Origin of the sequence: Rhodococcus rhodochrous (genome assembly GCF_900187265.1) — a bacterium.
GTDB classification, from domain to species: Bacteria; Actinomycetota; Actinomycetes; order Mycobacteriales; family Mycobacteriaceae; genus Rhodococcus; species Rhodococcus rhodochrous.
Genome location: NZ_LT906450.1, coordinates 3,497,493 through 3,522,299 on the forward strand (window position 1 = coordinate 3,497,493; position 24,807 = coordinate 3,522,299).

At 66.7% G+C, this 24,807-nt stretch carries 22 protein-coding genes, 3 tRNA genes and 1 other RNA gene; 6 read left to right on the top strand and 20 right to left on the bottom strand.

The annotated features are described in order from the left end of the window. From CKW34_RS16055 to CKW34_RS16065, 3 genes are read right to left on the bottom strand one after another with little or no spacing between them, the layout of a single operon-like run. The gene (locus tag CKW34_RS16055; RefSeq protein WP_059384782.1) at positions 1-969 is read right to left on the bottom strand and encodes a fumarylacetoacetate hydrolase family protein; all 969 of its coding nucleotides are present in this window, start codon (positions 967-969) and stop codon (positions 1-3) included. Further along, a complete protein-coding gene (locus CKW34_RS16060; protein WP_059384783.1) occupies positions 966-2,102 on the bottom strand; it encodes a VOC family protein in 1,137 nt (378 codons plus the stop codon). Before CKW34_RS16060 ends, CKW34_RS16055 begins: the two co-directional genes overlap by 4 nt. Further along, positions 2,099-3,880 (bottom strand): AMP-dependent synthetase/ligase, encoded by a 1,782-nt coding sequence (locus tag CKW34_RS16065; RefSeq protein WP_059384784.1) that lies wholly within the window; start codon positions 3,878-3,880, stop codon positions 2,099-2,101. Before CKW34_RS16065 ends, CKW34_RS16060 begins: the two co-directional genes overlap by 4 nt. 182 nt (positions 3,881-4,062) lie before the next feature. On the opposite strand from CKW34_RS16065, the gene CKW34_RS16070 reads away from it, so the two are divergent. After that, on the top strand, positions 4,063-4,725 hold the full coding sequence (locus tag CKW34_RS16070; protein WP_059384785.1) for a TetR/AcrR family transcriptional regulator: 663 nt from the start codon (positions 4,063-4,065) through the stop codon (positions 4,723-4,725). A 544-nt stretch (positions 4,726-5,269) separates the two neighbouring features. Here CKW34_RS16070 and CKW34_RS16075 read toward each other — a convergent pair. The 6 genes from CKW34_RS16075 to pgm form a co-directional block, all read right to left on the bottom strand. Continuing rightward, positions 5,270-5,345 (bottom strand) — tRNA-Ala (locus CKW34_RS16075). A 73-nt stretch (positions 5,346-5,418) separates the two neighbouring features. After that, positions 5,419-5,491, bottom strand: a tRNA-Ala gene (locus CKW34_RS16080). A gap of 146 nt (positions 5,492-5,637) precedes the next feature. After that, positions 5,638-6,387, bottom strand: coding sequence for a DsbA family protein (locus CKW34_RS16085; RefSeq protein WP_059384786.1), 750 nt, complete (start codon positions 6,385-6,387; stop codon positions 5,638-5,640). A 40-nt stretch (positions 6,388-6,427) separates the two neighbouring features. After that, entirely contained in the window at positions 6,428-6,919 is a 492-nt protein-coding gene (locus tag CKW34_RS16090) for a MauE/DoxX family redox-associated membrane protein (RefSeq protein WP_059384787.1), read from the bottom strand. Between the two features lie 26 nt (positions 6,920-6,945). Beyond that, entirely contained in the window at positions 6,946-8,163 is a 1,218-nt protein-coding gene (locus CKW34_RS16095; protein ID WP_059384789.1) for an MFS transporter, read from the bottom strand. Positions 8,164-8,223: 60 nt separating this feature from the next. After that, positions 8,224-9,852, bottom strand: a complete 1,629-nt coding sequence (gene pgm, locus CKW34_RS16100; protein WP_059384788.1) for a phosphoglucomutase (alpha-D-glucose-1,6-bisphosphate-dependent) — start codon at positions 9,850-9,852, stop codon at positions 8,224-8,226. A 289-nt stretch (positions 9,853-10,141) separates the two neighbouring features. Here pgm and CKW34_RS16105 point away from each other — a divergent pair, with 289 nt between their 5' ends. Next, positions 10,142-11,143 (top strand): IS481-like element ISRae1 family transposase, encoded by a 1,002-nt coding sequence (locus CKW34_RS16105; RefSeq protein ID WP_155419008.1) that lies wholly within the window; start codon positions 10,142-10,144, stop codon positions 11,141-11,143. Between the two features lie 289 nt (positions 11,144-11,432). Here the strand turns inward: CKW34_RS16105 and ssrA are convergent. The 9 genes from ssrA to prfB all read right to left on the bottom strand — a co-directional run bounded on the left by ssrA (position 11,433) and on the right by prfB (position 18,068). Then, positions 11,433-11,801: a transfer-messenger RNA gene (gene ssrA / locus CKW34_RS16110) on the bottom strand. Between the two features lie 114 nt (positions 11,802-11,915). After that, positions 11,916-12,338 carry a TIGR03667 family PPOX class F420-dependent oxidoreductase gene (locus CKW34_RS16115; protein ID WP_059382201.1) on the bottom strand — a complete coding sequence of 141 codons (423 nt, stop codon included), beginning with the start codon at positions 12,336-12,338 and terminating at the stop codon, positions 11,916-11,918. A gap of 123 nt (positions 12,339-12,461) precedes the next feature. Then, on the bottom strand, positions 12,462-13,319 hold the full coding sequence (locus tag CKW34_RS16120; RefSeq protein WP_167388377.1) for a DMT family transporter: 858 nt from the start codon (positions 13,317-13,319) through the stop codon (positions 12,462-12,464). Next, positions 13,316-13,792 (bottom strand): SsrA-binding protein SmpB, encoded by a 477-nt coding sequence (gene smpB, locus CKW34_RS16125; RefSeq protein WP_024101458.1) that lies wholly within the window; start codon positions 13,790-13,792, stop codon positions 13,316-13,318. The genes CKW34_RS16120 and smpB overlap by 4 nt, the downstream gene beginning before the upstream one ends. A 69-nt stretch (positions 13,793-13,861) precedes the next feature. Continuing rightward, positions 13,862-14,767: a permease-like cell division protein FtsX gene (gene ftsX / locus CKW34_RS16130; RefSeq protein ID WP_059382203.1), complete on the bottom strand. Its 906-nt coding sequence runs from the start codon at positions 14,765-14,767 to the stop codon at positions 13,862-13,864. A 49-nt stretch (positions 14,768-14,816) separates the two neighbouring features. Next, positions 14,817-15,506, bottom strand: a complete 690-nt coding sequence (gene ftsE, locus CKW34_RS16135; RefSeq protein WP_006550350.1) for a cell division ATP-binding protein FtsE — start codon at positions 15,504-15,506, stop codon at positions 14,817-14,819. Positions 15,507-15,561: 55 nt separating this feature from the next. Next, positions 15,562-16,044: a hypothetical protein gene (locus tag CKW34_RS16140; RefSeq protein WP_059382204.1), complete on the bottom strand. Its 483-nt coding sequence runs from the start codon at positions 16,042-16,044 to the stop codon at positions 15,562-15,564. Then, a complete protein-coding gene (locus CKW34_RS16145) occupies positions 16,041-16,928 on the bottom strand; it encodes a mechanosensitive ion channel family protein (protein WP_226949853.1) in 888 nt (295 codons plus the stop codon). Before CKW34_RS16145 ends, CKW34_RS16140 begins: the two co-directional genes overlap by 4 nt. A 21-nt stretch (positions 16,929-16,949) precedes the next feature. Further along, positions 16,950-18,068 (bottom strand): peptide chain release factor 2, encoded by a 1,119-nt coding sequence (prfB, locus tag CKW34_RS16150; RefSeq protein ID WP_059382205.1) that lies wholly within the window; start codon positions 18,066-18,068, stop codon positions 16,950-16,952. Positions 18,069-18,214: 146 nt separating this feature from the next. On the opposite strand from prfB, the gene hisN reads away from it, so the two are divergent. Then, positions 18,215-19,000 carry a histidinol-phosphatase gene (hisN, locus tag CKW34_RS16155; protein WP_059382206.1) on the top strand — a complete coding sequence of 262 codons (786 nt, stop codon included), beginning with the start codon at positions 18,215-18,217 and terminating at the stop codon, positions 18,998-19,000. Between the two features lie 45 nt (positions 19,001-19,045). On the opposite strand, the gene CKW34_RS16160 is transcribed toward hisN, so the two are convergent. After that, positions 19,046-19,882, bottom strand: coding sequence for a MerR family transcriptional regulator (locus tag CKW34_RS16160; protein WP_059382207.1), 837 nt, complete (start codon positions 19,880-19,882; stop codon positions 19,046-19,048). 165 nt (positions 19,883-20,047) lie between these two features. Here CKW34_RS16160 and CKW34_RS16165 point away from each other — a divergent pair, with 165 nt between their 5' ends. The 3 genes from CKW34_RS16165 to CKW34_RS16175 all read left to right on the top strand — a co-directional run bounded on the left by CKW34_RS16165 (position 20,048) and on the right by CKW34_RS16175 (position 24,611). Then, positions 20,048-21,442: an acyl-CoA dehydrogenase family protein gene (locus tag CKW34_RS16165; RefSeq protein WP_059382241.1), complete on the top strand. Its 1,395-nt coding sequence runs from the start codon at positions 20,048-20,050 to the stop codon at positions 21,440-21,442. Positions 21,443-21,470: 28 nt separating this feature from the next. Next, positions 21,471-22,685, top strand: a complete 1,215-nt coding sequence (locus CKW34_RS16170) for an acyl-CoA dehydrogenase family protein (RefSeq protein WP_059382208.1) — start codon at positions 21,471-21,473, stop codon at positions 22,683-22,685. 222 nt (positions 22,686-22,907) lie between these two features. Further along, the gene (locus tag CKW34_RS16175; RefSeq protein ID WP_059382209.1) at positions 22,908-24,611 is read left to right on the top strand and encodes an acyl-CoA synthetase; all 1,704 of its coding nucleotides are present in this window, start codon (positions 22,908-22,910) and stop codon (positions 24,609-24,611) included. Between the two features lie 50 nt (positions 24,612-24,661). Here the strand turns inward: CKW34_RS16175 and CKW34_RS16180 are convergent. Continuing rightward, positions 24,662-24,738 (bottom strand) — tRNA-Met (locus tag CKW34_RS16180). Between the last annotated feature and the right edge of the window lie 69 nt (positions 24,739-24,807).

A 24,807-nucleotide genomic window follows, 5' to 3' on the forward strand; every position in this document is an offset into this window, starting at 1 on the left:
TCAGCGCGCGCCTCGCACGGTGGTGCGCTGGGTACCGAGGTCGATGGCTCCGTCGTCGGTGCCGATAAATACTTCGATGAGGTCCCCGGGTTGGAGGTACTTCGGATTCTTGGCCTGGCGGTCGAAGAATATCTTCCATTTCAGCTTCGGCGGCAGCAGCGACCCGATCATCTCCACGGGCTTGGGTGGTGCACTGAGCGCAGTGCCGATCGGCGTCCCGGTCAGCAACAGATCCCCGGCATCCATACGCTGGAACCGAGTCAGGCTTCGCAGAGTCTCGACCGGCTTGTAAATCATGTCGGTCACCGTCATATCCTGGCGGATATCGCCGTTGACCCACAGTCGCAGCCTCAGTTCGTCGAATCGCTTCAACTCGTCGGCGTCCATGAGCACCAGCGCCGGACCGACCGGAGTGAAAGTCGGATATGACTTTCCCTCGTAGAACTGGGTTTTGGGGAGTTGCACATCGCGTGCGGAGATGTCGTTCGTGACAACCAGGCCGGCGATGTAGTCGGCCAGATTCGCTGCGTCGATGTGCGATCCGACCGGCATCGCCCGGCCGAAGACGAGCCCGATCTCGACCTCGTAGTCGAGCAATCGCACATGCTCGGGGCGAATCACATCGTCATAAGGCCCACTCACCGAACCGGATGTCTTGCGGAAGAACGTGAGCGGAACCGACTCCGGATCGCCTCCCGAATCCTTGACATGCGACGCGAAATTCGTCATCTGCGCCACAACCCGGCACGGAGCGGTCACCGGCGACACCAGCGCGAGTTCACTGACCGGAACCAATTGCGGCGCGAGTTCGCTGATGGGAACAACTTCGCTGTTGCGGCACGCGGCGTTGATCGCGGGCCGGACAGCGAGAAGTTCGGCGGTGGTTGTCGCATCCGTATCGATCCGGGCCGCTCCTGCGGGTGTTTGCACCCACCAGGCATCGGCGGTGCGAAGAACAGTCACAGTCATGTACGGGCTACTTTCATCAGGCCGAATAACCGGCGAAGGTCGAATTCGTTGTCGTTCCCACCGACTGCGCGAAATATCGAAAGCAGCTCACGCAGCGATTCCGGGCCGGGCGATATCCCCAGGAAATCTCGCGTCGCCGGTGGACCCCATTGAGACAGGCCGGAGGCCGTCATGGGAGCCCAACCTGGCTCGAGGGTGTTGTCGAACATGTCACCGTCGCTGAAATGCTCGACCAGGAAGCCGTCGGGATCGCGCCAGTAATCGAAGATCTGGCTCCCTTGAATATGCCGCCCGATACCCCATGACCGGCGATATCCGTGATCCTGGAGATATTCACCGCCCGCAGCGAGTGTGTCCAGGTCGGCCACCTGAAAAGCCGAGTGGACGTATCGATTCGAGGGACCGAGGGTCAGCGCGAGCGTATGGTGATCGACCGGGATCGACCCCTGATCGCATCGGATGAAACTCATGACCGGGCCACGATCCCGCTGCCCCGGGAAAAACAGGAAATCGCTGACGATCAAGCCTAGGTACTGCAGGTACCAATCGAGCGTCTGCCGATACCGTGTCGTCTGGACGACTACGTGCCCCAGACGCTGAATACGCGCCGGCGCTCGCGGGGAACGCTGCGTGCTGTTGATCCGAGTCAGGCGTTCCCCGAAGTTGAGGCTCAACGGAGGGGGTGCCGGTAACGCATCGAGTTCACGGGTGTCGCAGACAACTCTGACGCGAAGCCCGCTCGGGTCGACGAGCGTAACCGCCATCCCACCGATCGATTCGGGTAGCGCCACAACTCGCGACCCCACTGCGTCGCCGAGTCGCTTCAGATCCGACCTTTCGGCGGCGCGAAATGCCGGACCGAGGAATCGGGAGCGGGGAGCGCGGCGTACCCGAATGCATGGTGAACCAGGTTCGGTTCCACGGAGCTGCAACTCGGCCTCGGTCCGGGACGCGGTCGCGAACCCGAACGCATGGGCGAACGCCTCGGCCCGGCGAAGGTCGGGTTTTTCGAACTCCAGCCAGGCCAGATCCACGACCTTCACCACCGGGTTCACTGCCCGTCCCAGGTGTTCACCCGGCCGGGCGCCCTCAGCGCTGTGCAGACCCGCATGAGCGTCATGACGACCGTTCATCGGAGTGCGCCCGCCTGGTCGCTGTAGATACCCTCGATCGTCTCGGCGTAATTGCGGAGCACAACGGCGCGTTTCACCTTGAGGCTCGGGGTGAGTTCGCCGGATTCCACGGTCAGATCGCGTGGCAGTATCCGGTACTGTTTGATCGTTTCCCAGCGGTTGAGCCTGCAGTTGACCTCGGAGATTGCCTGCTCGACTGCTGTCGACACTGCATCGTCCGGCAGGTCACCGCGCACTTCGGGGTCGATGGTCAGCAGAATGCTCACGAAGTTTCGTCCGTCGGCGACCACAACTGCCTGCGACACCAGTGGGCAGGTGGCCACTACCGCCGATTCGATCAGGGCCGGTGCGATGAACTTTCCACCGCTGGTCTTGACCAGATCCTTTTTACGATCGGTGATCTTCAGGAACCCGTCGGCATCGACCTCACCGATATCACCGGTGGCGAACCACCCGTCGGCGTCGATGACCTCGGCAGTTTGCTCTGGTAGACCGTGGTAGCCGCGCATGATCCCGGGCCCCCGCAGCATGATCTCTCCGTCATCGGCGATGCGGACCTCGGTTCCCGGGAAGGGCTGTCCGACGGTGCCGATACGAATATCGCCCGGCCGGTTCACGAATGCGGCGCCCGTGGTCTCGGTGAGGCCGTATCCCTCGTTGATCGCCAGGCCGATGGCCGCGAACCACTCGGCGATCTGCGGCGACAATGCTGCACTACCGGAGACGAGGTACTCGATCCGTCCGCCGAAACCGCGCCGGATCCGCGCGAAAACGAGCCGGTCAGCAACGAAGAGTTGCATCCGTTGCAGCACCGTGGCCCGACCGGCCGAGCGTCGGCGAACAGCGTCGACCCCGACCGCGATAGCCCAGTCGAAAAGGGCTTTCCGCATGCCCCCCTGGGCAGTGACCATGCTGACGACCCGGGCGTGAATCTTCTCGAAAACGCGCGGTGCAGCGGCCATGAAGGTCGGCCGGATGATCGGCAGGTTGTCGACGATCCGGTCTATCCGGCCGTCCACCGCCGTAACGAACCCCGTTTCGTACTGGGCGGCGAGCAGCAACTTGCCGAAGACATGGGACAACGGCAGCCACAGAAACTGCACGTGGTCGGGCCGGACAACGTCCTCACTCGCCACCGCCGCGCCCAAGTAGAGCCAGTTGGCATGGGTCAACTCCACCCCTTTGGGTCGTCCCGTGGTGCCCGAGGTGTAGATGATCGTCGCGAGTTGATCGCGACCGACCGCCCGCACGGACTTGACAACAGCATCCGCGTCTTCTCGAAGATGCCTGCGGCCGAGCAGCGCCAGTTGCGCAAGCGTGAGGACCGAATCATCGGCAGCGTCGGCGTCGCCGTCGAACAGCACAACATGGCGCACCGCGGTTTCGGAGGCTCGAATCTTTGCCAGCTGATCACGATCCTCGGCGAAGACGACGACAGCGCCGGCGTCCGCCAGGATGTAGCCGACACCTTCGGCGTTCGTACTCGGGTACACAGTGGTGGTCGCCGCGCCGGCCAGCGCAATGGCGAGATCGGCAAGGATCCATTCCAGACGGGTCGAGCCGGCAATGGCAACCCGGTCTTCCGCGAGCACACCCAAGGCAAGCAAACCTGCGGCGAGGTCCGTGGCACGCCGAGCAGTCTCCGACCACGTCAAGGTCAGCCAGCCCGTATCCGTCTCATTGGGCGCACGGAACGCCGGTGCATGCGGCGCCCTCCCGGCCTGAGCGAGGAAACACGCGCCGACCGAGTCAAATTTGTCAACGGCGAGAGTGGTCATGTCACAGCTTTCGTGTGGTGTTGCGAAAGACGGAAGGGACGCCGGACCCCATGCGAGATCGCAGCGCGTGCCGTGATGGTCGGCCATCGTCACCAACCTTCACTGATGACGATATCGTCACCTACGAACAGCACGTCAGTCAAGACAATTGACAGAATCGTCATTACTGACGCCACGCAGGTATGATCGACCGAGTGACCGCTCCCCAGAATCGGCTCGAACGCCGCAAGCTGAGAACTCGGACAGCACTCATCAGCGCTGCCCAATCACTGCTCGCGGCAGGGAATCAGAACGTGCCCGTCCTGCAGATCACGCAGCTCGCCGACGTCGGGATGGGTTCCTTCTACAATCACTTCGAAACGAAGGAACAGCTGTTCGAAGCAGCGGTCGACAACGCGCTAGAGGCGCTCGGCGATGTACTCGATGCGCTGACCGACCACCTGACCGATCCGGCAGAAATCTTCGCGCAATCCCTCCGGTTGACCGGACGCCTGCATCGACTCGCACCAAAGATGAGCAAGGTCGTACTCTCGGCAGCACCCGGCCAGATGTCATCGGATCGCGGACTTGCCGCACGCGCCCGCCGCGACCTCGCCAGCGGCATCGAAGCCGGCCGCTTCTCGATCCCCGACCTCGACCTCACGCTCGTTGTGGTGTCCGGAGCCGTCGTGTTCCTCGGTCAACTGCTGCACGACCAGCCCGACCGCGACGACGCGGCCGCCAGCGACCGAATCACCGAGGATCTACTGCGTTTCGTCGGAGTTCCCGATGAGGAAGCACGTGCGATCTGCGCTCAACCACTCCCCGACCTACAACAGCTGCTCGCGGACACCGCGATCTGTTGATCAGTGGGCACGGTAATGCTCGGTCACGATCGTTCGCCGGACCCCGGATCTGGTACAGCTCACGGTCACCTACCCGGACAGCTACGCATCCAAATTCGACCTCGGCGTGTTCTGGCACGCGCAGTCGCCAGCGCTGCTAGAGGTCGGACCCGTCCTGCACCCCGACTACGCGGTAGCCGGCAATATGGACGCCCTGTTCAACCGAACAAGCCGACCACGCGATCGACCTCTACAGCCGAGGCTGGTCCCTGGCCAAGGTAGCCCGACACATCGCCGTCAACCCGACCACAGTCCTGACCCGACTGCGCGAACGCGGCGTCCGAACTCGCGACAACCCACGGACGAACCCGGCCCTGACAACCGACAGCCAGCTGGCCTGAAGGCAGCCGAGTCCTCCCGACCTAATCAACACCAGGAGCAACGAAGACACTTTAGGGGAACTAGAACCCTCACAACCAGGATTTCCCCTGCTCAGCGCCACGTCCAGATTGAGCGTCCAGTAGCAACAGTGAACCCCCAAGTCTCTGACCTGGGGGTTCACCTATGGTGGAGCTAAGGGGACTCGAACCCCTGACCCCCACACTGCCAGTGTGGTGCGCTACCAGCTGCGCCATAGCCCCTTGCACGGCCCTGACGGGGACCGCCACCGAAGACTACAGGCGAGAGCGTGAACTCTCGCCTGTAGCGATCTTGTGGAGCTAAGGGGACTCGAACCCCTGACCCCCACACTGCCAGTGTGGTGCGCTACCAGCTGCGCCATAGCCCCGTACTCGGTTGTACCGTCGCGCTCCAGTAACCACTTCGCGCTGAAAGAAAACTACACCATCGCGCTCGGCGCCAACAAATCGGCTGGTAGACGGCGTGACCGTGGCGGGAGCACGCATCCTGCGCGGACTCCCGCCACCGCGTCGTCTATCCGACGAGTTCGCTCACCCAGTTCTCGTTGCCGAGCGCGTCGACGACTGTTCCCTCGTACACGACGGCCGGGGTGCCGGCCGCGCCGGTCGTGGCCAGGAGCTGGCGTCCTGCCTCCGCGTCGGCCGAGGCCTGTTCGATCCGGGCACCGTCGGTGATGCACTGTGCGACGTCCTCGGATGCACCCGCGTCGCGGGCCATCTGCGCGAGACCCGCATTGTCGATGTCACCCTTGCCGCCCTCGGCCGGCTGGTTGTCGGGCGACAGCAGGGCGTCGTGGAATGCGGAGAACGCGCGGGCGTCCCCGCTCTCGGCGACACACTGCGCCGCCGCTACGGCGCGGGTCGAGTAGTCGCCGCTGCTCGACGCCCGGTCGAGGAAGGCGAGCATCCGGTACCGCACCGCCAGCTGCCCGTCGTCGATCGCCTGGGCGAGTTCCTGCGAGTGCTTGTGTTCGAGTTCGGCGCAGTAGGGGCACATCGGGTCCTCGAACAGGTCGACGGTCCGCGAGGCATCGGGACGGCCCAGCAGGATCGCGCCGTCGTCCTCGATCGTGACCTCCACCGCGGTGTTCTGCACGGAGCCGTAACCGTCGTTGCGGGGATCGCTGCCACCCGACGACCACAGGACCCCACCGACGACGAGCGCACCGATCACCAGGATCGCGATGCCACCGAGAATGTAGGTGAACCTGTTCGACGTCGGCTCCGGTGTGTACTTACCGGATGAGACCTTCTTCGCGCTCACGGATGCTGCCTCTGCTGCTCGTCGGTGGGAAAGGACGATCTCACTCTGCCATCGACGGCTGAGGGGCTGCTGAGAGGGAAACCCGTGAGCCCGGACCGAGCGCGAACCAGGTGCGCGGCCGGACGACCAGCCATATCGACATCGCCAGGAAACCGACGTCGCGGGCGATCTCGACGGCATAGTCGCGTCCGTCGACACCCTCGACCACGCCTCCTCCCCCGAAGCAGCCGCAGTCGATCGACAGACCGCGCGCCCATGCCGAGGCGATCGCGGCGACGAGCGCGACCAGTCCCAGGGCGCTGACGAGCGCTGCGCAGCGCGTCGCGAGACCGACGAGCAGGACCAGCCCGAGGGCCAACTCCAGCACAGGGAAGACGGTGGCGAACGGCCGCACCCAGTCGGTCGGCAGGATCTGGTACGCCCGTACCGCCACGACGGTCTGCGTCGGGTCCGAGAACTTCACCCAACCGGAGACGAGCCACACCGCCGCGAGACCGTATCGGGCGAGCGTGGAGACGTGACCGACCCACATGCGGGCGACAGTACCGGGCGGTCGTCTCACCGTGCCGTGTCGTCGGTCACCGGTGTCGCCTGCTCCGCGACACGGGGGCGTCCGGCGAGGAACCACGGCAGGGTCGCCGCCAGCATGATGACGCCCGTGACCGCGAAGGCCGTCGAGTACGACAACCGGTCCGCGAGGAAGCCGGCGGCGACCGGGCCGATCACCGCGCCGACATCGGCGACCATCTGGAAGGTCGCGAGCACCGGTCCGCCCCGGGCCTTGCTGCCCACGACGTCCGCCACAGCGGCCTGCTGCGAGGGGTTCGACAGTCCGGACCCCATACCCGCCACGAACGACGTGATGAGGAACCAGACGACGCTCTCGGTGAAGCCCATCGCGATCGTGCTGACCCCGCACACCACCAGGCCGGCCAGGACGAAGGGGCGCCGCCCGAACCGGTCGGACAGCTTGCCCGACTTGATGAGGACCAGAGCGTTGCCCACTGCGAAGGCGGTCAGCGCGACACCTGCGAACGCCTCACCCTCGTCGAGGGCCTCGACGACGAACAGCGGCACCATCGCCACGCGGACCCCGAACACCACCCAGCCGTTGGCGAAGTTCGATCCCAGCGCGGCGCGGTAGATCGGCGAGCGCAGCGCGTCGCGCAGGCGCATGACGGGCACGCCGTCCCCGCTGTCGGGACGGGCGAGCTCCGACGAACGCAGGCTGATCCCCACGACCGAGGCAGCCACGAGCAACGCCACGGCGTAGATGAGGAAGGGTGCGCGCAGCCCCAGTCCGATCAGGGCACCGCCGAAGAGCGGGCCGAGGATGTTGCCCATGAGGAAGCTGGTCGCGTACAGGCCGGAGACGCGCCCGCGGGCGTCTGGGGGCGCGATCCGCACGATCAGACCGAGCGCCGACACCGTGAACATCGTCGACCCGATGCCGCCGAGCGCACGGAAGACGAGCAGCTGCCAGTAGCTCGCCGCGAACGCGCACGCACCCGTCGACAGGGCGACGATGAGCAGGCCCGTGATGTAGACGGGCCGCTCCCCCAGCTTCTGCACCAGCGACCCGCTCGCGGGTGCGAAGAGCAGCCGCATCGCCGCGAACGACGAGACGACGACCGTCGCCGCCGTCACACCGACGTCGAAGCTGCGCGCGAACTGGGGCAGCGCGGGAGCGACGAGACCGAAGCCGAGCGCGATCACGAAACTCGCGACGACCAGAACCCAGATTTCCCGCGGCAACGCCGCGTCACGTGTCCGCATGATGTCCACGATGTTAGCGAGGCGCACGACCTCGCCCGGTCGCGCGGTGGGCGAGCGGACTCAGGACAGGACGGACGAGACGAGTTCGCGTGCCGCCTGCTGGACCTCGGCGAGATGATCGGGGCCGCGGAACGATTCGGCGTAGATCTTGTAGACGTCCTCGGTTCCGGAGGGGCGGGCGGCGAACCACGCGTTCTCGGTGGTGACCTTCAGGCCGCCGATCGCGGCGCCGTTGCCGGGAGCCTCGGTGAGCGTCGCGGTGATCGGTTCGCCGGCCAGTTCGGTGGCGCCGACCTGCTCCGGCGACAGCTTCGACAGCACCGCCTTCTGCTCGCGCGTCGCCGGGGCGTCCACACGCGCATAGGCGGGGTCGCCGTACCGATCGACGAGATCGGCGTAGTAGCGGGACGGGCTCTTCTCCGTCACTGCGGTGATCTCCGCTGCGAGCAGGGCGAGGACGATGCCGTCCTTGTCGGTGGTCCACACCGAGCCGTCGCGCCGGAGGAAGGACGCACCGGCACTCTCCTCCCCACCGAAGCCCAGCGACCCGTCGCTCAGCCCGGGCACGAACCACTTGAAGCCCACCGGCACCTCGAGCAGGTCGCGGCCGAGACCGGCGGCGACCCGGTCGATCATCGACGAGCTCACGAGCGTCTTGCCCACCTTGCTCGACTCCGCCCAGCCCGGGCGGTTCCGGAACAGATAGTCGATCGCGACGGCGAGATAGTGGTTCGGATTGAGCAGACCGGCATCGGGGGTGACGATGCCGTGCCGGTCGGCGTCGGCGTCGTTGCCCGTCGCGAGGTCGTAGGCCCCGCGATTGCTGATCAGCGACGCCATGGCGTTCGGCGACGAGCAGTCCATCCGGATCTTCCCGTCGGTGTCGAGCGTCATGAACCGCCAGGTGGCGTCGACGAGCGGATTGACGACGGTGAGGTCGAGCGCGTGCCGTTCGGCGATCTCGCCCCAATAGTCGACGCTCGCACCACCCAACGGGTCGGCACCGATCCGTATCCCGGCGGCGCGGACGACGTCGAGATCGACGATGTTCGGCAGATCGTCGATGTACGCGGCGAGGAAGTCGTGTCGTCCTGCCGAGGCGAGGGCCGAGGAGAGCGGCACCCGCTTCACTCCGTCGAGTCCGGCGGCGAGCAGTTCGTTGGCGCGGGCGGCGATGACCGACGTCGCATCGCTGTCGGCCGGCCCGCCCGACGGCGGGTTGTACTTGAAGCCGCCGTCGCGCGGAGGGTTGTGAGAGGGGGTGACGACGATGCCGTCGGCGCGGGCACCCGACCCGGAATTGTGCTGCAGGATCGCATGACTGACGGCCGGGGTCGGGGTGTAACGGTCGCGGGAGTCGACGACCACCTCGACGTCGTTCGCGACGAGCACTTCGAGTGCACTCGCCCACGCCGGTTCGGACAGGGCGTGCGTGTCGCGGCCGAGGAACAGCGGGCCCGATGTGCCCTGCTGGGCGCGATATTCGACGATGGCCTGGGTGGTCGCGAGGATGTGGGCTTCGTTGAACGCACCGTCGAGGCTCGAGCCGCGATGGCCGGACGTACCGAAAGCCACCTGCTGCGAAGCATTCTCGGGATCCGGTTGCACGGTGTAGTAGGCGGTGACAAGGTGTGCGAGATCTTCGAGATCCGCCGCGGTGGCCGGCTGTCCCGCTCGTTCGTGCGCCATGTGCTCTCCTCGTCGAAGGTGGTGTTCTCATCTTGCCGCCGATCCGCGGCACGCGCGGGATGAGTACCCCGATCCGCGCGTCGATACGGACAACGGACGAAATGGTCATCGCGGCCGCGGGACCAAAGTTTCTGACTCGAAAGTAATGTTGGTGCTCACAATTAGGTGGGCTAACTGTTGCGGGTCATGACGTTGTAGACACCACCAGGGGCTGACGAAGGCGGACGGGCCTTCCGACGGCAGGATGGGAAGTACCACCAACTCATCCGCCGAACGAAAGAACCCGTCCGTGCTCCACCGTAACGCCCCACTGTCCGTCGAAGGTCGCCGCCGTCTCGTCGAGCGGTGCCAGACTCGTCCGCTGTCCCATGTCGCCGCCGAGATGGGGATCTCCCGGGCCTGCGCCAGCAAATGGATGGCCCGCTACCGCGAACACGGTGAACTCGGCCTGCTCGACCGCCCCAGCGTCCCGCACCACCAGCCCACCGCGACCCCGGCCGAGACCGTGGCGCGGATCGAGACCCTGCGACGGAAGCACAAGTGGTCCGCGGCTCGTATCGCACACGAGCTCGCCGCCGACGGCATCAGCATCCCGGTACGCACCGTCAGCCGGCACCTCGCTCACCTCGGCTTGAACCGGCGCAGGTTCCTCGATCCGAACGGCGAGAACAACCGCCAGCCACGCCGGATCATCGCCCGCTGGCCCGGCCACATGGTGCACGTCGACATCAAAAAAGTCGGCCGAATCCCCGACGGCGGTGGCTGGCGGGTCCACGGCAAGGGCTCGGATCAGGCCAAGAAAGTCGAGCGCGCCAAGACCGCCGGTGCCCGCGCCGGCTACGTCTACCTGCACTCGGCGGTCGACGGGTTCTCCCGCCTCGCCTACACCGAGGCCCTGGCCGACGAGAAAGCCGCCACGGCAATCGGGTTCATGCACCGGGCGAGAGTGTTCTTCGCCGCCCACGGCATCGTGCACATCCACCGGGTGGTCACCGACAACGGGTCCTGCTACCGGGCGAAGGACTTCGCGAAAGTGCTCCACGGTGGCCGGCATCAACGGATCACCCCGTACACCCCTCGTCACAACGGGAAGGTCGAGCGCTACAACCGGATTCTGGCCGAGGAGTTCCTCTACGCCCGCGTCTGGGTCAGCGAACGGCAACGCGCCCAGGCGCTACAGGTGTGGAATGTGCACTACAACTATCATCGTCCGCATACTGCCGTCGGTAATCGGCCGCCCGCGAGCAAACTCCGGACCGGTGTCACCAACGTCATGGCCTCATACAGCTAACTTCAGTGAACGAAATGAAGACGATGCCGGGGAGGACATTTCTTCGTTTCGCTCTCGCTGTTTCGGCGTCGTCTCCGACGTCTCCGGGACCGACAGCGACCGCGCCCGCCGTCGAGAACACTCACACCCTGAGTCTCGGACGGCGGGCACCGCTGTTTCCAGGGCACTGCTGTTTCCAGGGCACTGCCGCTTCTCGGGCACTGCCCTTCCTGCCACTGCCGATCCGGCCACCCCGAACAAAACGAAACCCGGGTAGGTGATCGAATGGTCGATCTCCTACCCGGGTCGATGGTGGAGCTGCCGGGAATCGAACCCGGGTCCTCCGCCGCCTCGCGAGGGCTTCTCCGTGTGCAGTTCGCTATGTCTCTACTCGGATCTCCCGTTCTCGCGAACAAGACGAGATGACGATCCCAGTCGCTGTTTGTTGTCCCGCACGTCTCCGCGACCGAGCCGTACGGTAGAGCTCTCTAGTCGATGCCAGGAACCGGGTCGAGAGCAAACCCGGGCTGACAGAGACGCGCTCGCTTAGGCAGCGAGGGCGTACTCGCGCTGAGTGGACTCGGCGCTTAATTGGTTGCAGCGACGCTTACGGTGGTCTCTTGCCTGCACCGACACGCTTCCCCTTGCTCAACGTACGCAGTCGAAACCGTTCAGCCCCGTACGCGCCTGCGACCTTCGCAGGACTACCTACTGTAACGACCCGAAGGCCCGATGTCATTCCCATTTCCGGAAACGATTCGCGGCCGGGTCATGAGCCTGCTCACACCGCCGCTCACCAGCCACGGAACCGGGCCGGGGTGACCCGGACGGGGACGGAGTAATCGGCCCGGAAGGCGTCCGGACTGTAGTCGAGCGAGCGCATACCCGCTGCGTACTTGTCGACGTACCGCCGCCACTCGTCGTCGTCGACGCTCTCGGTGACCGCGGCCGTCCCGGTGAACACCGCGACGTGCCCGCCACCGCTGTCGGCTTCGAGGTTGACGGCGACCCGTGGGCGGGCGGTGATGTTGGCGAGCTTGGCCGTGCCGGGCTGCGAGAAGAACAGGAAACTATCACCGGACCACAGGAACCACACGGGCGTGGGGACGGGTCCGCCGTGGCGGTCGACGGTGGTCAGCCAGACCACGGATTCGTCGGTCAGTCGCTTCAGGACCGCATCGGGAATCGAGAGGGTGGAAGAAACGGTTTCGGTCATGTTGTCCTCGGCTTTCTCCGAGTCCGGCGTCGCCGGGTGTTGTCCGTAGTGCTCCGTCCGACGACGCGCTTTCCGCGATGCCGGGTCCAACGCCTCCAGGATTCGTGTTCTTCCCACCCCGGATCAGCCGGGCAGGCTGACGAGTGCGACGGCCAGTCCGGCTGCGAGCAGGCCGAGCAGTTTCACCCGGCTCACGCGCTCACCGAGCACGATGACGGCGAGCAGCACCGTCACCGCCGGATACAGCGCCGCGATCACGCTCACCAGCGACAGCAGGCCGTGCTGGTAGGCGAACAGCAGTGCACCGTTCGCGATCACGTCGATCGCGCCGATCCCGATCAGGATCGGCAGGAGCGACCGGATCGGCCACACCACGGTGCGCCACGAGAAAGCGATCACCAGCCAGACCACGAGGGTGGCGGTCGCGCGGGAAGCGGCGAGCGGCCACAGACCGGTACCGGTGCCGACCTGACCGAGGCCGATGAACGACAACGCGAAGGCGATGCCCGATCCGACCGTCCACCACGCGATCCTCGACGTGAAGCGCGGGTGTCCGACACCGGTGACGGTCTCGTCGGATTCGCGGCTGACCAGCCCCACCGCGATCACCGCGACGACGATGCCGAGATAGGCGAGCAGACCGGGCCGGTCCCCCGTCGCGATCCCGACCAGCACGGGGATCCCGGCCACGACGACAGCGGTGACCGGTGAGACGACCGACATCGGCCCGTTCGCCAGTGCGAGATAGAACCACCAGACGGCGATGCCGCCGGCCACGCCCGCTGCGGCACCCCACGCGAGGGACGCCGCGGTGAGGTCGCCGCCGACGATCGACGCGGCGATCAGGGACACGACGAGCGACACCGGATAGGTGACGGCTACGACGCCGAGTGCGCTCGCGCGACGGGAGGCGGCACCCCCGGCGAAATCGCTGAGGCCGTACCCGACCGCCGCGAGCAGCGCGAGCGCGACCGCGATCAGCGGCTCATGCCCTTCACCCGCCGGCCGAGCTCGCGGGTCACCTCACGTTCGGCGGTCCGGCGGGCGAGATCCTGACGCTTGTCGTAGTCCTGCTTGCCCTTGGCAAGCGCGAGCTCGACCTTGACCTTGCCGTCGGAGAAGTACATCGACAGCGGCACGAGGGTCTGGTTGCCCTCCCGGGTCTTGCCGACGAGCGCGTCGATCTCGCGACGGTGCAGCAGCAGCTTGCGGGTGCGGCGCGGAGCATGGTTGGTCCATGTGCCGTGCCCGTATTCCGGAATGTGCAGACCCCGCAACCACACCTCGCCGTCGTCGACGGTCGCGAATGCGTCGACCAGGGAGGCCTTCCCCTCCCGCAGGCTCTTGACCTCGGTACCGACGAGGGCGATGCCCGCCTCGTAGGTATCGAGGATGGTGTAGTTGTGGCGCGCCTTCCGGTTGGTCGCGATGACCTTCCGGCCCTTTTCCTTCACGTGCAGGCCTTTCCGGTCCACGATCGATCGAACAGAACACCGTCCAGCATAGGAACCTCGCACAACACCTTATTCACGCACGTACAGACGCAAGGTCACATACGAGGTGAGAGCGGCCATTCCCACACCCATGAGGACCAGGAACGGCGAAACCAGAAGGATGTCGCTGTCGGTGATGCGGGCGACGATGTTCGCGTCGTAGACCTCGGTGAGCATGTCGTCGACGAACATGCTCTTGGCGACGAAGAGGCCTCCGATGGCGAGTGCGGCACCCACGATCGCGGCGATCACCGCTTCGAGGAGGAAGGGCAGCTGCGTGTACCAGCGGGTCGCGCCGACCAGCCGCATGATGCCGACCTCGGTGCGACGGGTGAAGGCCGCGATCTGCACCATGTTGGCGATCAGGAGCACGGCCGCGATCGCCTGGATCGTGGCGATGGCGAACGCGCCGTTGCGGATGCCGCCGAGCACGCCGAACAGACGCTCGACGAGATCCTGCTGGTTGAGCACGCTGTCGACGCCGGGCCTGGTACCGAAGTCGTCCTGGATCGCCGCGAATCGATCCGGATCGGACATCTTGATCTTGAAGGAGGCGGGGAAGCTGTCGGCACTCACGAGTTCGGCGAGTTCGGGCTGATCGGCGAAGACACGATCGGTGGCGTCGAGGACGGCGTCGTCGCGGCTCAGGTACTGGACCGACACCACGTCGTCGGTGCTCTCGAGGTCGCTGCGCAGGTCGGAGCAGAGATCCTGCTCGCACTCCGGATCGAGCGAGGAGATGTCCTCGGTCAGGAACACCTGCACCTCGACCCGGTCGAGGAAGATCCGTTCCGTCTTGCCCGCCATCTGGACCACGAGCAGCCCCGCACCGAACAGCGCGAGGGAGATCGCCGTGGTGAGGATCATCGCGATGGTCATGGTGAGGTTGCGGCGCAGGCCGGTGGTGACCTCGCTGAACAGGAAGCTGGCACGCATCGGGTGGGATTCCTTCGGTTGCCTGGTGGGGATGCTCGGGTGACGGGATCTAGCGGCCGACGCCGTAGACGCCGCGTGCCTCGTCGCGCACGACGCGTCCGAGATCGAGTTCGACGACCCGTCGCCGCATCGAGTCGACGATGTGGTGGTCGTGGGTCGCCATGAGCACCGTCGTGCCCGTGCGGTTGATGCGTTCGAGCAGCAGCATGATGTCCTGGCTGGTCTCCGGGTCGAGGTTGCCGGTCGGTTCGTCGGCCATCAGCACGAGCGGCCGGTTGACGAACGCGCGCGCGATCGCGACGCGCTGCTGTTCGCCGCCGGACAGTTCGGCGGGCAACCGGTCGGCCTTGCCGGACAGTCCCACCAGGTCGAGAACCTCCGGCACCGTCCGTTCGATCACTCCGCGCGGCTTACCGATCACCTCGAGGGCGAACGAGATGTTCTCGGCGACCGTCTTGCGCTGGAGCAACCGGAAGTCCTGGAAGACGCATCCGAGATTCTGGCGCAGCTTCGGTACGCGACGCGCCGGCAGCCGGTTGACGTGGAAATCGGCCACGTGGATGTCGCCGGTGGTGGGCTTCTCCTCACGCAGGAGCAACCGGAGGAAGGTCGACTTCCCGGATCCGGAGGGACCGATGAGAAAGACGAACTCGCCCTTCTCGACGTGCACCGAGACCCCTTCGAGCGCGGGACGCGTGGACGTCTTGTAGGACTTGGACACATTCTCCAGCCGGATCACGTGGACATGCTAACCGTTACCGGACGGTGACCTACGGCACCGGCTCGTCGGCGCTCTACGACGACGGAGTGTCGGTGTCCTCGGTCACCGTCGGATCCTGCTGGTCGTTCAGTCCGGGGATCGTGGGCAGGTCGAACGGGAACTGCCTGTTCGTCGCGGTGGGGGGCGCTGTCGTCGTGGCATCCTGCGACGGCGTCCCGCCCTGTTCCCTGCCCGGCACGCCGGTCGCCGTCGTCGGCGGATAGGGCGTGTCGGTGGTCTCCGGCACGAACTCCTCCTGCGGAACCGTGGTCGCCGGCGGCACGTACGGCACGTAGGGCGTCTCGGAGATGATCACGGCGGTCGACGGCGCATCGGGGGTGTCCTCGGGCTGGTTGAGGAACAGGTAGGTCACCCACAGGGCGAGCCACAGGGTGCACAACGCGAAGGTCGTGGTCCTGATCCGCCCACCGAGGAGGTGTGACGGGATGCGCCTGCGGTGCGGCTCCTCCGGCTCGGTCGCCGGACCGCCACCCGATGCCCCTCCACCCGATGTCACTGTGCCTCCACCCGATCGACCACGCTGGCGGTGTCGAGCTGGGGCGTGACGGTGATGCCCTGTTCACGCAGCGCCCGCGCGATCCGTGCACGCAGCAGACGACCCACCTGGAACTGCTTGCCGGGCAGCGTGCGCGCGACCATGCGGACGCTGAGCTGATCCACCTCGAGGCTCTCGACACCCATCACGCTCGGCTGGTCGAGCAGCAGCTCCCGCAAGCGGGGTTCCTTGTACGCAGCGACGCCCAGTTCGCGCAGGATCTCGGTGACGTCGGCGATGTCGGCGGTCACCGGGATCGGCACGTCCACGACGGCGCGCGCCCAGTCCTTCGACAGGTTGACGGCCTTGTTGATCTGCCCGTTGGGGACGGTGATGACCTCACCCGCCGTGCTGCGCACCCGGGTGACGCGCAGCGTGACATCCTCGACGGTGCCGATCGCGTCCTCGGACGCACCGGTCACGGAGATCTGCACGGTGTCGCCGAAGCCGTACTGCCGTTCGGTGATGATGAAGAAGCCCGCGAGGATGTCCTGCACGATGCGCTGGGCACCGAAGCCGAGCGCGGCGCCGAGCACGGTCGCCGGCGCGACCAGGCTGCCGATGGGTAGCTGGAGATAGTCGAACACCTTCAGGGTCGCGACGATGTACACGAACGAGATCGCCATCCACGTGACGACCTGGGCGACCGAGTGGCGGTGCTTCGTCGCCTCGGAACGTACGAGGTCGTCGGACTGGGTGTAGCGATCGTCGATGCGCCGCGTGATGCGGCTACCGATCCACGAGATGAACCGGGCGATGAGGACAGCACCCAGAACGGTGAGCGCGATCAGCAACCCACTCGTCGACAGCCAGTCGAGCAGTCTAGCTCCGGGAAGGAACGGCACAGGCCCCTCTCCTGTTTCCGATCACGACTTCTGCTCTTCACGCATACGCCAGCGGATGCCGGCCTCGAGGAATCCGTCGATGTCGCCGTCGAGCACCGCCGAGGGGTTGTTGACCTCGTACTCGGTGCGCAGGTCCTTGACCATCTGGTAGGGATGCAGCACGTACGAGCGCATCTGGTTGCCCCACGAGCTGCCGCCGTCGCCCTTGAGCGCATCCATCTCGGCGCGCTCCTCCTGGCGCTTGCGCTCGAGGAGCTTGGCCTGCAGGACGCGCATGGCCGCGACCTTGTTCTGCAGCTGCGACTTCTCGTTCTGACAGGTGACGACGATGCCGGTCGGGATGTGCGTCAGGCGCACGGCGGAGTCGGTGGTGTTGACCGACTGGCCACCCGGGCCGGACGAGCGGTAGACGTCGACGCGGACGTCGTTCTCGTCGATGTCGATGTGGTCGGTGGTCTCGACGACGGGCAGCACCTCGACCTCGGCGAAGGAGGTCTGGCGGCGGCCCTGGTTGTCGAAGGGGCTGATGCGGACGAGACGGTGCGTGCCCATCTCGACCGACAGGGTCCCGTAGGTGTAGGGCGCCTTGACGGCGAAGGTGGCGGACTTGATGCCGGCTTCTTCCGCGTAGGAGGTGTCGTAGACCTCGACGCCGTAGCCGTGTTTGTCGGCCCAGCGGATGTACATGCGCATGAGCATCTCGGCCCAGTCGGCGGCGTCGACGCCACCGGCGCCCGCGCGGATGTTGACGAGCGCGTCGCGCTGGTCGTACTCGCCGGACAGCAGCGTGCGCACCTCCATCGCCTCGATGTCGGCGCGCAGGCTCTCGCGTTCGGCCTCGGCGTCGGCCAGGGCGGCGGTGCGGGCCTCGCCCTCCTCGCCCTCGGCGAGCTCGTACAGAACCGGGAGATCCTCGAGCCGCTGGCGCAGGCCCTCGACCCGGCGCAGCTCGCCCTGTGCGTGCGACAGTTCGCTGGTGACCTTCTGGGCGTGGTCCTGGTCGTTCCACAGCTCGGGGTCGGCGGCCTGGTGTTCGAGTTCGTCGATGCGCCGTCGAAGCTCCTCGACGTCGAGGACCGACTCCACGGTGCGGAGGGTCGTGTCGAGCTCGGTCAGGGCTGCGGAAACGTCGGGATGCACGATTCAACAGGTTACCGGAGCGACGAACCGGCCCGCCGTGGGCAGCGATCGACACGGCAGTGCCCCGGGCGGGTCGAGCACCGCGCCGACCCCGGAGTGGGCGGCAAGCTGCTCGGCCCCGGGCGACGGCGGCTAGCGTTTCCGTCATGACCACCGACTACACCGCCGACCTGGACCTCGCCCTCCGACTCGCCGACGCGTCCGACGCCATCACCCGCGACCGCTTCGGTGCGCTGGACCTGAAGGTGGACGACAAGCCGGACCTGAGCCCGGTCTCCGACGCCGACCTCGCCGTCGAGCGCACCATCCGCGAGATGCTCGGCGAGCAGCGACCGGACGACGCGGTGCTCGGCGAGGAGTTCGGCGGCGACGCGGTCTTCCGCGGGCGGCAGTGGGTCGTCGATCCGATCGACGGCACGAAGAACTTCGTGCGTGGCGTACCGGTCTGGGCGAGCCTGATCTCGCTCCTCGAGGACGGCGTGCCCGTCGTGGGCGTGGTCAGCGCCCCGGCACTGAACCGTCGGTGGTGGGCGGCCGCGGACGGCGGCGCCTGGGTGTCGCACGACGGTGCCGAGCCCCGGCGCATCTCGGTGTCGGAGGTGACCGACCTCGCGTCGGCGTCGCTGAGCTTCTCGAGCCTGAGCGGATGGCACGAGCGTGGCATCCGTGATCGTTTCGTCGCCCTGACCGACGACGTGTGGCGGGTGCGCGCCTACGGCGACTTCTTCTCCTACTGCCTGCTCGCCGAGGGCGCCCTCGAGATCGCGCTCGAACCCGAGGTGTCACTGTGGGATCTGGCCGCGCTCGACGTGCTGGTGCGCGAGGCCGGTGGACGGTTCACGAACCTCGAGGGTGCGGACGGTCCGCACGGCGGCAGCGCGGTCGCGACCAACGGCACGCTGCACGACGAGGTGCTCGGTCGACTGAAGTGAGTGGCCGGCCCCACGCGCGGATGGTCACTCGTGGGGCCGGGTTCGTCAGCGGACCGGGAGATGCACAGCGGTCTCGAGGTCGGCTTCGTTCGTGACGCCCGGATCATCGAGATAGACGTTGAAGTGGTGGGTGGCCACGTCGTCGTCGACCCGCGCCGCGGACAGGCCGTGTTCGGCCAGGAATGCGGCGATGGCCTCGTGGGCACGCGGGATCGATTCGGCGTACGGCCCGGTCACGGTGGCGACGACCGCCCGGCGTGCGGGGAACTCGTGGACCGTCAGCGGCTCGCGAGCCGTGGTTCCCGGCGCCACCGGCAGGAACACGGATTCGTCGACGTCCGACTCGCGGAACTCGCCGTCGTGTTCGATGCATCCACCGGGCCCGGTCGGGACGATGCCCTGCTCCTGCAGTGCGGGCATGAAGCGTTGCCACAGTTCCCCTTCGGCCGAGTAGTCGGCGACGGTGCCGCGGAGGCAGACGTAGGTCTGCGGCGGAATCTCGGTCAGTTCGATTCGGGTCATGATGGTGTCCTCCGGTATCTCGTCGAGCATGCGGTCCAGGGCTCTCAGTCGCATGCGGCCGAGTTCGAGCTCCTCTTCCAACACGCGGCGCTGCAGTCGCAGAGCCTGCGTGTAGGCGGGAGTTCCGGCCGTCGCCAGTAGCGCCCCGATGGCGGACACGCCGAAGCCGACGTCGCGCAGACGGCGGATGCGCGCGGCATCGGCGGTCTGCTCGGGCAGGTATCGGCGGTAACCGCTGACCTCGTCGACCACGGCGGGGATCAGCACTCCGTGCGAGTCGTAGTGGCGCAGCATCCGCACGCTGATCCGGGTCAGGGACGAGAACTCTCCGATGGACATCAACCTGGTGGTGTCGGTCATGGCGCCGAGTCTGCGACCTCACACGGTGTGAGAGTCAACTCGTGCTCGCGACACGACGGACGATGCTGGCGACACGCGTCCACGGCGGAACTTACTGCGCGGTAGACAGTGACCTTACTCGGAAGTAAGATCGGGAGTGTCCGCTGCCGCATCGAGAGACTTATGGTGATCATGAGCAAGCAAGACAGCGTGGCCCGCCACACGCCTCGCGACACGTCCGCCGTCGGCCTCAATCCGATCAAACGCGACGCCATGGGTGCTGCCATGCGCGTGCTCACCCGGATCACGGGTTCCGAACTGGCCGACCGGTACAAGATCCGCGAGACGATCGACCGGATCACGTACCAGTCCACGAAGACCGGCTTCAAGACCCTCGGCGCCGCCACGCGCACCTTCAAGAAGATGTCCGGCGGCGCGAGCGGCCCGCAGCGTCTCGCCACCGCGAAGAACGCCGACTTCTTCGATCTCACCCCCACCGACGATCAGCAGATGATCACGGAGACGGTGCGTGAGTTCGCCGCCGAGATCCTGCGGCCCGCCGCGCACGACGCCGACGAGGCCGCCGCGGCCCCGGCCGATCTGCTCGCGCGCGCAGCCGAACTCGGCATCACCATGGTCAACGTGCCCGAGGCGTTCGACGGCGCCGCCGACGAGCGCGGCGTGGTCACCAACGTGTTGGTCGCCGAGGCCCTCGCGCACGGCGACATGGGCCTGGCCCTGCCGATCCTCGCGCCGAGCGGTGTGGCCGTGGCTCTCACACAGTGGGGCACCGAGGACCAACAGAAGACCTACCTGCCGGCCTTCGCCGGCGACGATGTCCCCCAGGCGTCGGTCGTCATCGCCGAGCCGCGCGCCCTGTTCGATCCCTTCGCGTTGCAGACCAAGGCGGTGCGCTCCCCCAGCGGCTACCGGCTCAACGGCGTGAAGTCGTTCGTCCCGGCGGCGGGCAGCGCCGAACTGTTCGTCGTGGCAGCCGAACTCGACGGTAAGCCGTCCCTCTTCCTCGTCGAGGCGAAGAGCAAGGGCGTCGTGATCGAGGCCGATCCGGGCATGGGCCTGCGCGCCGCCGGACTGGGCCGCCTTCTGCTCGAGGACGTCGCGGTGCCGGAATCGGCACGCCTCGGCGACGACGACGCCGACGTCCGCGCCGAGCAGTACGCCGACGCCGTGCGCCTGTCGCGCCTGGGCTGGGCAGCTCTGGCGATGGGCACCGGTCAGGCCGTGCTCGACTACGTGGTCCCCTACGTCAACGAGCGCGAGGCGTTCGGCGAGCCCATCAGCCACCGGCAGGCGGTGGCGTTCATGGTAGCCAACATCAAGATCGAGCTCGACGGTCTGCGTCTGGTCACCCTGCGCGGTGCGTCGCGGGCCGAGCAGGGCCTGTCGTTCGCTCGCGAGGCGGCCCTGGCCCGCAAGCTCGCCACCGACAAGGGCATGCAGTTCGGCCTCGACGGCGTCCAGCTGCTCGGCGGCCACGGCTACACCAAGGAACACCCCGTCGAACGTTGGTACCGCGACCTGCGAGCAATCGGAGTCGCCGAGGGCGTCGTCCTCGTCTGATCGGCCCGACCCGAACAAGGAACCTGTGATGATCAATCTCGAACTTCCCCGGAAGCTCAAGGCTTCCGCGAACCAGGCCCATCAGGTCGCCGCGCAGATCTTCCGGCCGATCTCCCGCAAGTACGACCTCGCCGAGCACGAGTACCCCGTCGAACTCGACACCATGGCCGCGATGGTCGAAGGGCTCAACGACTCCGGCCAGGGCGCGGCGGGTGCCACACTCGGCCGCGACAGCAAGGCCAAGCAGGACGGCCCCGCCGGAAATGCCAACGGCGGCAACATGGCCGGACTCCTCAATGTCATCGAGACGTGCTGGGGCGACGTCGGCCTGACCCTGTCGATCCCCTACCAGGGCCTGGGCAATTCCGCGATCGCCGCGGTGGCCACCGACGAGCAGCTCGAACGCTTCGGCAAGGTGTGGGCCTCCATGGCGATCACCGAGCCCGGTTTCGGATCCGATTCGGCGGCCGTGACGACCACGGCCGTGCTCGACGGCGACGAGTGGGTCCTCAACGGTGAGAAGATCTTCGTCACCGCCGGTGAGCGTTCCACGCACATCGTCGTGTGGGCGTCCGTCGACAGGTCGAAGGGCCGCGCCGCGATCAAGTCGTTCGTCGTGCCGCGCGAGGCTCCCGGACTCTCGGTCGCGCGTCTCGAGAAGAAGCTCGGCATCAAGGCATCCGACACCGCGGTGCTCGTGCTCGACAACTGCCGCATTCCGAAGGACAACATCCTCGGCTCCCCGGAGGTGAACACCGAGAAGGGGTTCGCCGGGGTCATGCAGACCTTCGACAACACGCGTCCGATCGTGGCCGGCATGGCCGTGGGTCTCGGTCGTGCGGTACTCGAGGAGCTGCGCACGATCCTGAAGGAGGCGGGCGTCGAGGTCTCCTACGACATCCCCGCCAACAACCAGCACGCCGCGGCAGCCGAGTTCCTCGCGCTCGAGGCCGACTGGGAGGCCGCCTACCTGCTCGCGCTGCGCGCGACGTGGATGGCCGACAACAAGAAGCCCAACTCCCTCGAGGCGTCGGTGTCGAAGGCGAAGGCCGGCCGCACCGGCACCGCGGTCTCGCTCAAGGCCGTCGAACTCGCCGGAACCTACGGGTATTCGCAGCGGCCGCTACTCGAGAAGTGGGCACGCGATTCCAAGATTCTCGACATCTTCGAGGGCACCCAGCAGATCCAGCAGCTCATCGTCGCTCGGCGGGTGCTCGGAAAGTCGTCCTCCGAACTGAAATAACGCCCGGGGCATGGGGTCCGTCCGCGGGCGCCGGAGGGATGGGACCGGTGCCTGCGCACGGTACCGGGCGTGTCGGAGGATCCATCGGGGGACGAGCCCTCGCCGCAGGCGCGGCGAGGGCTCTACCCGTTCCAGGAAGATCATCCGGAGAAGATTGCCTGGAATGTGAGCTACGTCACGGCTACTGTGTGTGCTGACGCCGACACACAGCTAGGGGGACGGATGCTCGGTCAGGACATTCTCGGCAGGATCACGGGTGGGCGGATCACGCTCGACGACACGATCGACCAGGTCAAGGACACCCTCGGATCACTCGCGGTACTCCATCGCGCAGGTCTGCTGCACTTTCCGCGCGTGGACCACAGCATCGGGACGATCATGGCGGCCAACAAGTACGGCCCCTTCGCCGGCGCCGTGCACGCACAGGCCGAACGCGGTCTCGACGCCGTCGCCCTGATCGACGAGGCCGGCGATGTCACCTACAAGGAACTCGAGGCCCGCTCCAATGCCCTCGTGCGGGCGTGGCAGCGCGCCGGCGTGGAGCCGGGATCGGTCATGGGCATCATGGCCCGCAATCACCGCGGTCTCGTGTTGACGATGCTCGCCACCGCCAAGCTCGGTGTGCGGCTGGTGATGATGAACACCGGTTTCGCGCCGCGGCAACTCGTCGATGTCGCAGCGCGCGAACAGGTCTCGACGTTCGTCTTCGACAGCGAATTCGCCGAGGTCGCAGCCGCGCTCCCCGACGACGTGCGCCGGTACGTCTCCTGGGTGGACGACGAGGTCCCCGGCATCCCGACGCTGGAGCAGTCGATCGACGGGCTGGACGGCTCGTCCCTGCCCGCGCCGGAGGTCTTCGGTGGATTCGTATTGCTCACCAGCGGCACCACCGGCACCCCGAAAGGCGCGCCGCGCGGCCGCACGTCGCCGTTCGCGTCGGCCCAGTTCCTCGACCGGGTTCCGCTGCGCCCCGGGCAGACGATGCTCATGGCCGCCCCGGCCTTCCACGGCACCGGCGTCTCGCAGTTCGCGCTCGCCCTCGCACTGGGTCAGACCGTGGTGATGATGCGGCGCTTCTCCCCCGTCGACACCCTGGGCCTCGTCGAGCAGCACGGAGCGAACGTGCTGGTGGTGGTCCCGACGATGCTGCAGCGGATCCTCGACCTCGGACCGGAGAAGATCGCCGAGTACGACACCTCGAGCCTGAAGATCGTCTTCTCCGCGGGTTCGTCGCTCTCGCCCGACGTGTGTCGCCGGACGACGGAGGCGTTCGGGCACGTGCTCTACAACCTGTACGGCTCCACCGAATGCGCCGTCGCGACGGTCGCGACCCCCGACGACATCCGGCAGGCCCCCGGCACGGCCGGTCGCCCTCCCGTGACGTGTCGGGTGGTGCTGTTCGACGACGACGGCAACCGCATCACCGAACCGCACGTCCCCGGCCGCATATTCGTCTCGAGCGGCCTGTCCTTCGCCGGCTACACCGACGGTCGCGACAAGGAACGCATCGACGGGCTGCTGTCGATCGGCGACATCGGGCACTGGGACGAGAACGGCCTGCTCTTCGTCGACGGTCGCGACGACGACATGATCGTCTCCGGCGGCGAGAACGTCTATCCGCTCGAGGTCGAGAACCTGCTCGCCGAGCGGGAGGACGTACTCGACGCCGCCGTGGTGGGTGTCCCCGATCCCGAGTTCGGGCAGCGGCTGCGAGCCTTCGTGGTCCCCTCCCCCGACTCCTCCCGCGACGCCGAGGACATCAAGGCGTTCGTGAAGTCGAATCTCGCCCGGTACAAGGTTCCGCGCGAGGTGGTCTTCCTCGATGAGCTGCCGCGCAACGCCACCGGGAAGCTGCTGCGCCGGGTGCTGGTGGAGATGGATCTGCCCGAGAATCCCGAGAAGGGGTACACCACCGCTCGGGGGTGACCCCCTCGAATGAACGAAGGCCGGTCGTCCGAGACGACCGGCCTTCGTGGTGGTAGCGGGGACAGGATTTGAACCTGCGACCTCTGGGTTATGAGCCCAGCGAGCTACCGAGCTGCTCCACCCCGCGTTGCATGAATGAACCTACACGAGCACGGAAACGGAATGCAAATCGCCTCGTCGGACGCGGATGAGCCTC

What these genes read in the sequence shown, in the direction of transcription:
- CKW34_RS16160 (WP_059382207.1), bottom strand. Translation starts at nt 19,882, where the DNA reads ATGACCGACACCACCAGGTTGATGTCCATCGGAGAGTTCTCGTCCCTG.
- CKW34_RS16070 (WP_059384785.1), top strand. Translation starts at nt 4,063, where the DNA reads ATGATCGACCGAGTGACCGCTCCCCAGAATCGGCTCGAACGCCGCAAG.
- hisN (WP_059382206.1), top strand. Translation starts at nt 18,215, where the DNA reads ATGACCACCGACTACACCGCCGACCTGGACCTCGCCCTCCGACTCGCC.
- CKW34_RS16090 (WP_059384787.1), bottom strand. Translation starts at nt 6,919, where the DNA reads ATGTGGGTCGGTCACGTCTCCACGCTCGCCCGATACGGTCTCGCGGCG.
- CKW34_RS16115 (WP_059382201.1), bottom strand. Translation starts at nt 12,338, where the DNA reads ATGACCGAAACCGTTTCTTCCACCCTCTCGATTCCCGATGCGGTCCTG.
- CKW34_RS16175 (WP_059382209.1), top strand. Translation starts at nt 22,908, where the DNA reads ATGCTCGGTCAGGACATTCTCGGCAGGATCACGGGTGGGCGGATCACG.
- CKW34_RS16055 (WP_059384782.1), bottom strand. Translation starts at nt 969, where the DNA reads ATGACTGTGACTGTTCTTCGCACCGCCGATGCCTGGTGGGTGCAAACA.
- CKW34_RS16095 (WP_059384789.1), bottom strand. Translation starts at nt 8,163, where the DNA reads ATGCGGACACGTGACGCGGCGTTGCCGCGGGAAATCTGGGTTCTGGTC.
- CKW34_RS16060 (WP_059384783.1), bottom strand. Translation starts at nt 2,102, where the DNA reads ATGAACGGTCGTCATGACGCTCATGCGGGTCTGCACAGCGCTGAGGGC.
- pgm (WP_059384788.1), bottom strand. Translation starts at nt 9,852, where the DNA reads ATGGCGCACGAACGAGCGGGACAGCCGGCCACCGCGGCGGATCTCGAA.
- CKW34_RS16065 (WP_059384784.1), bottom strand. Translation starts at nt 3,880, where the DNA reads ATGACCACTCTCGCCGTTGACAAATTTGACTCGGTCGGCGCGTGTTTC.
- CKW34_RS16170 (WP_059382208.1), top strand. Translation starts at nt 21,471, where the DNA reads ATGATCAATCTCGAACTTCCCCGGAAGCTCAAGGCTTCCGCGAACCAG.
- ftsX (WP_059382203.1), bottom strand. Translation starts at nt 14,767, where the DNA reads ATGCGTGCCAGCTTCCTGTTCAGCGAGGTCACCACCGGCCTGCGCCGC.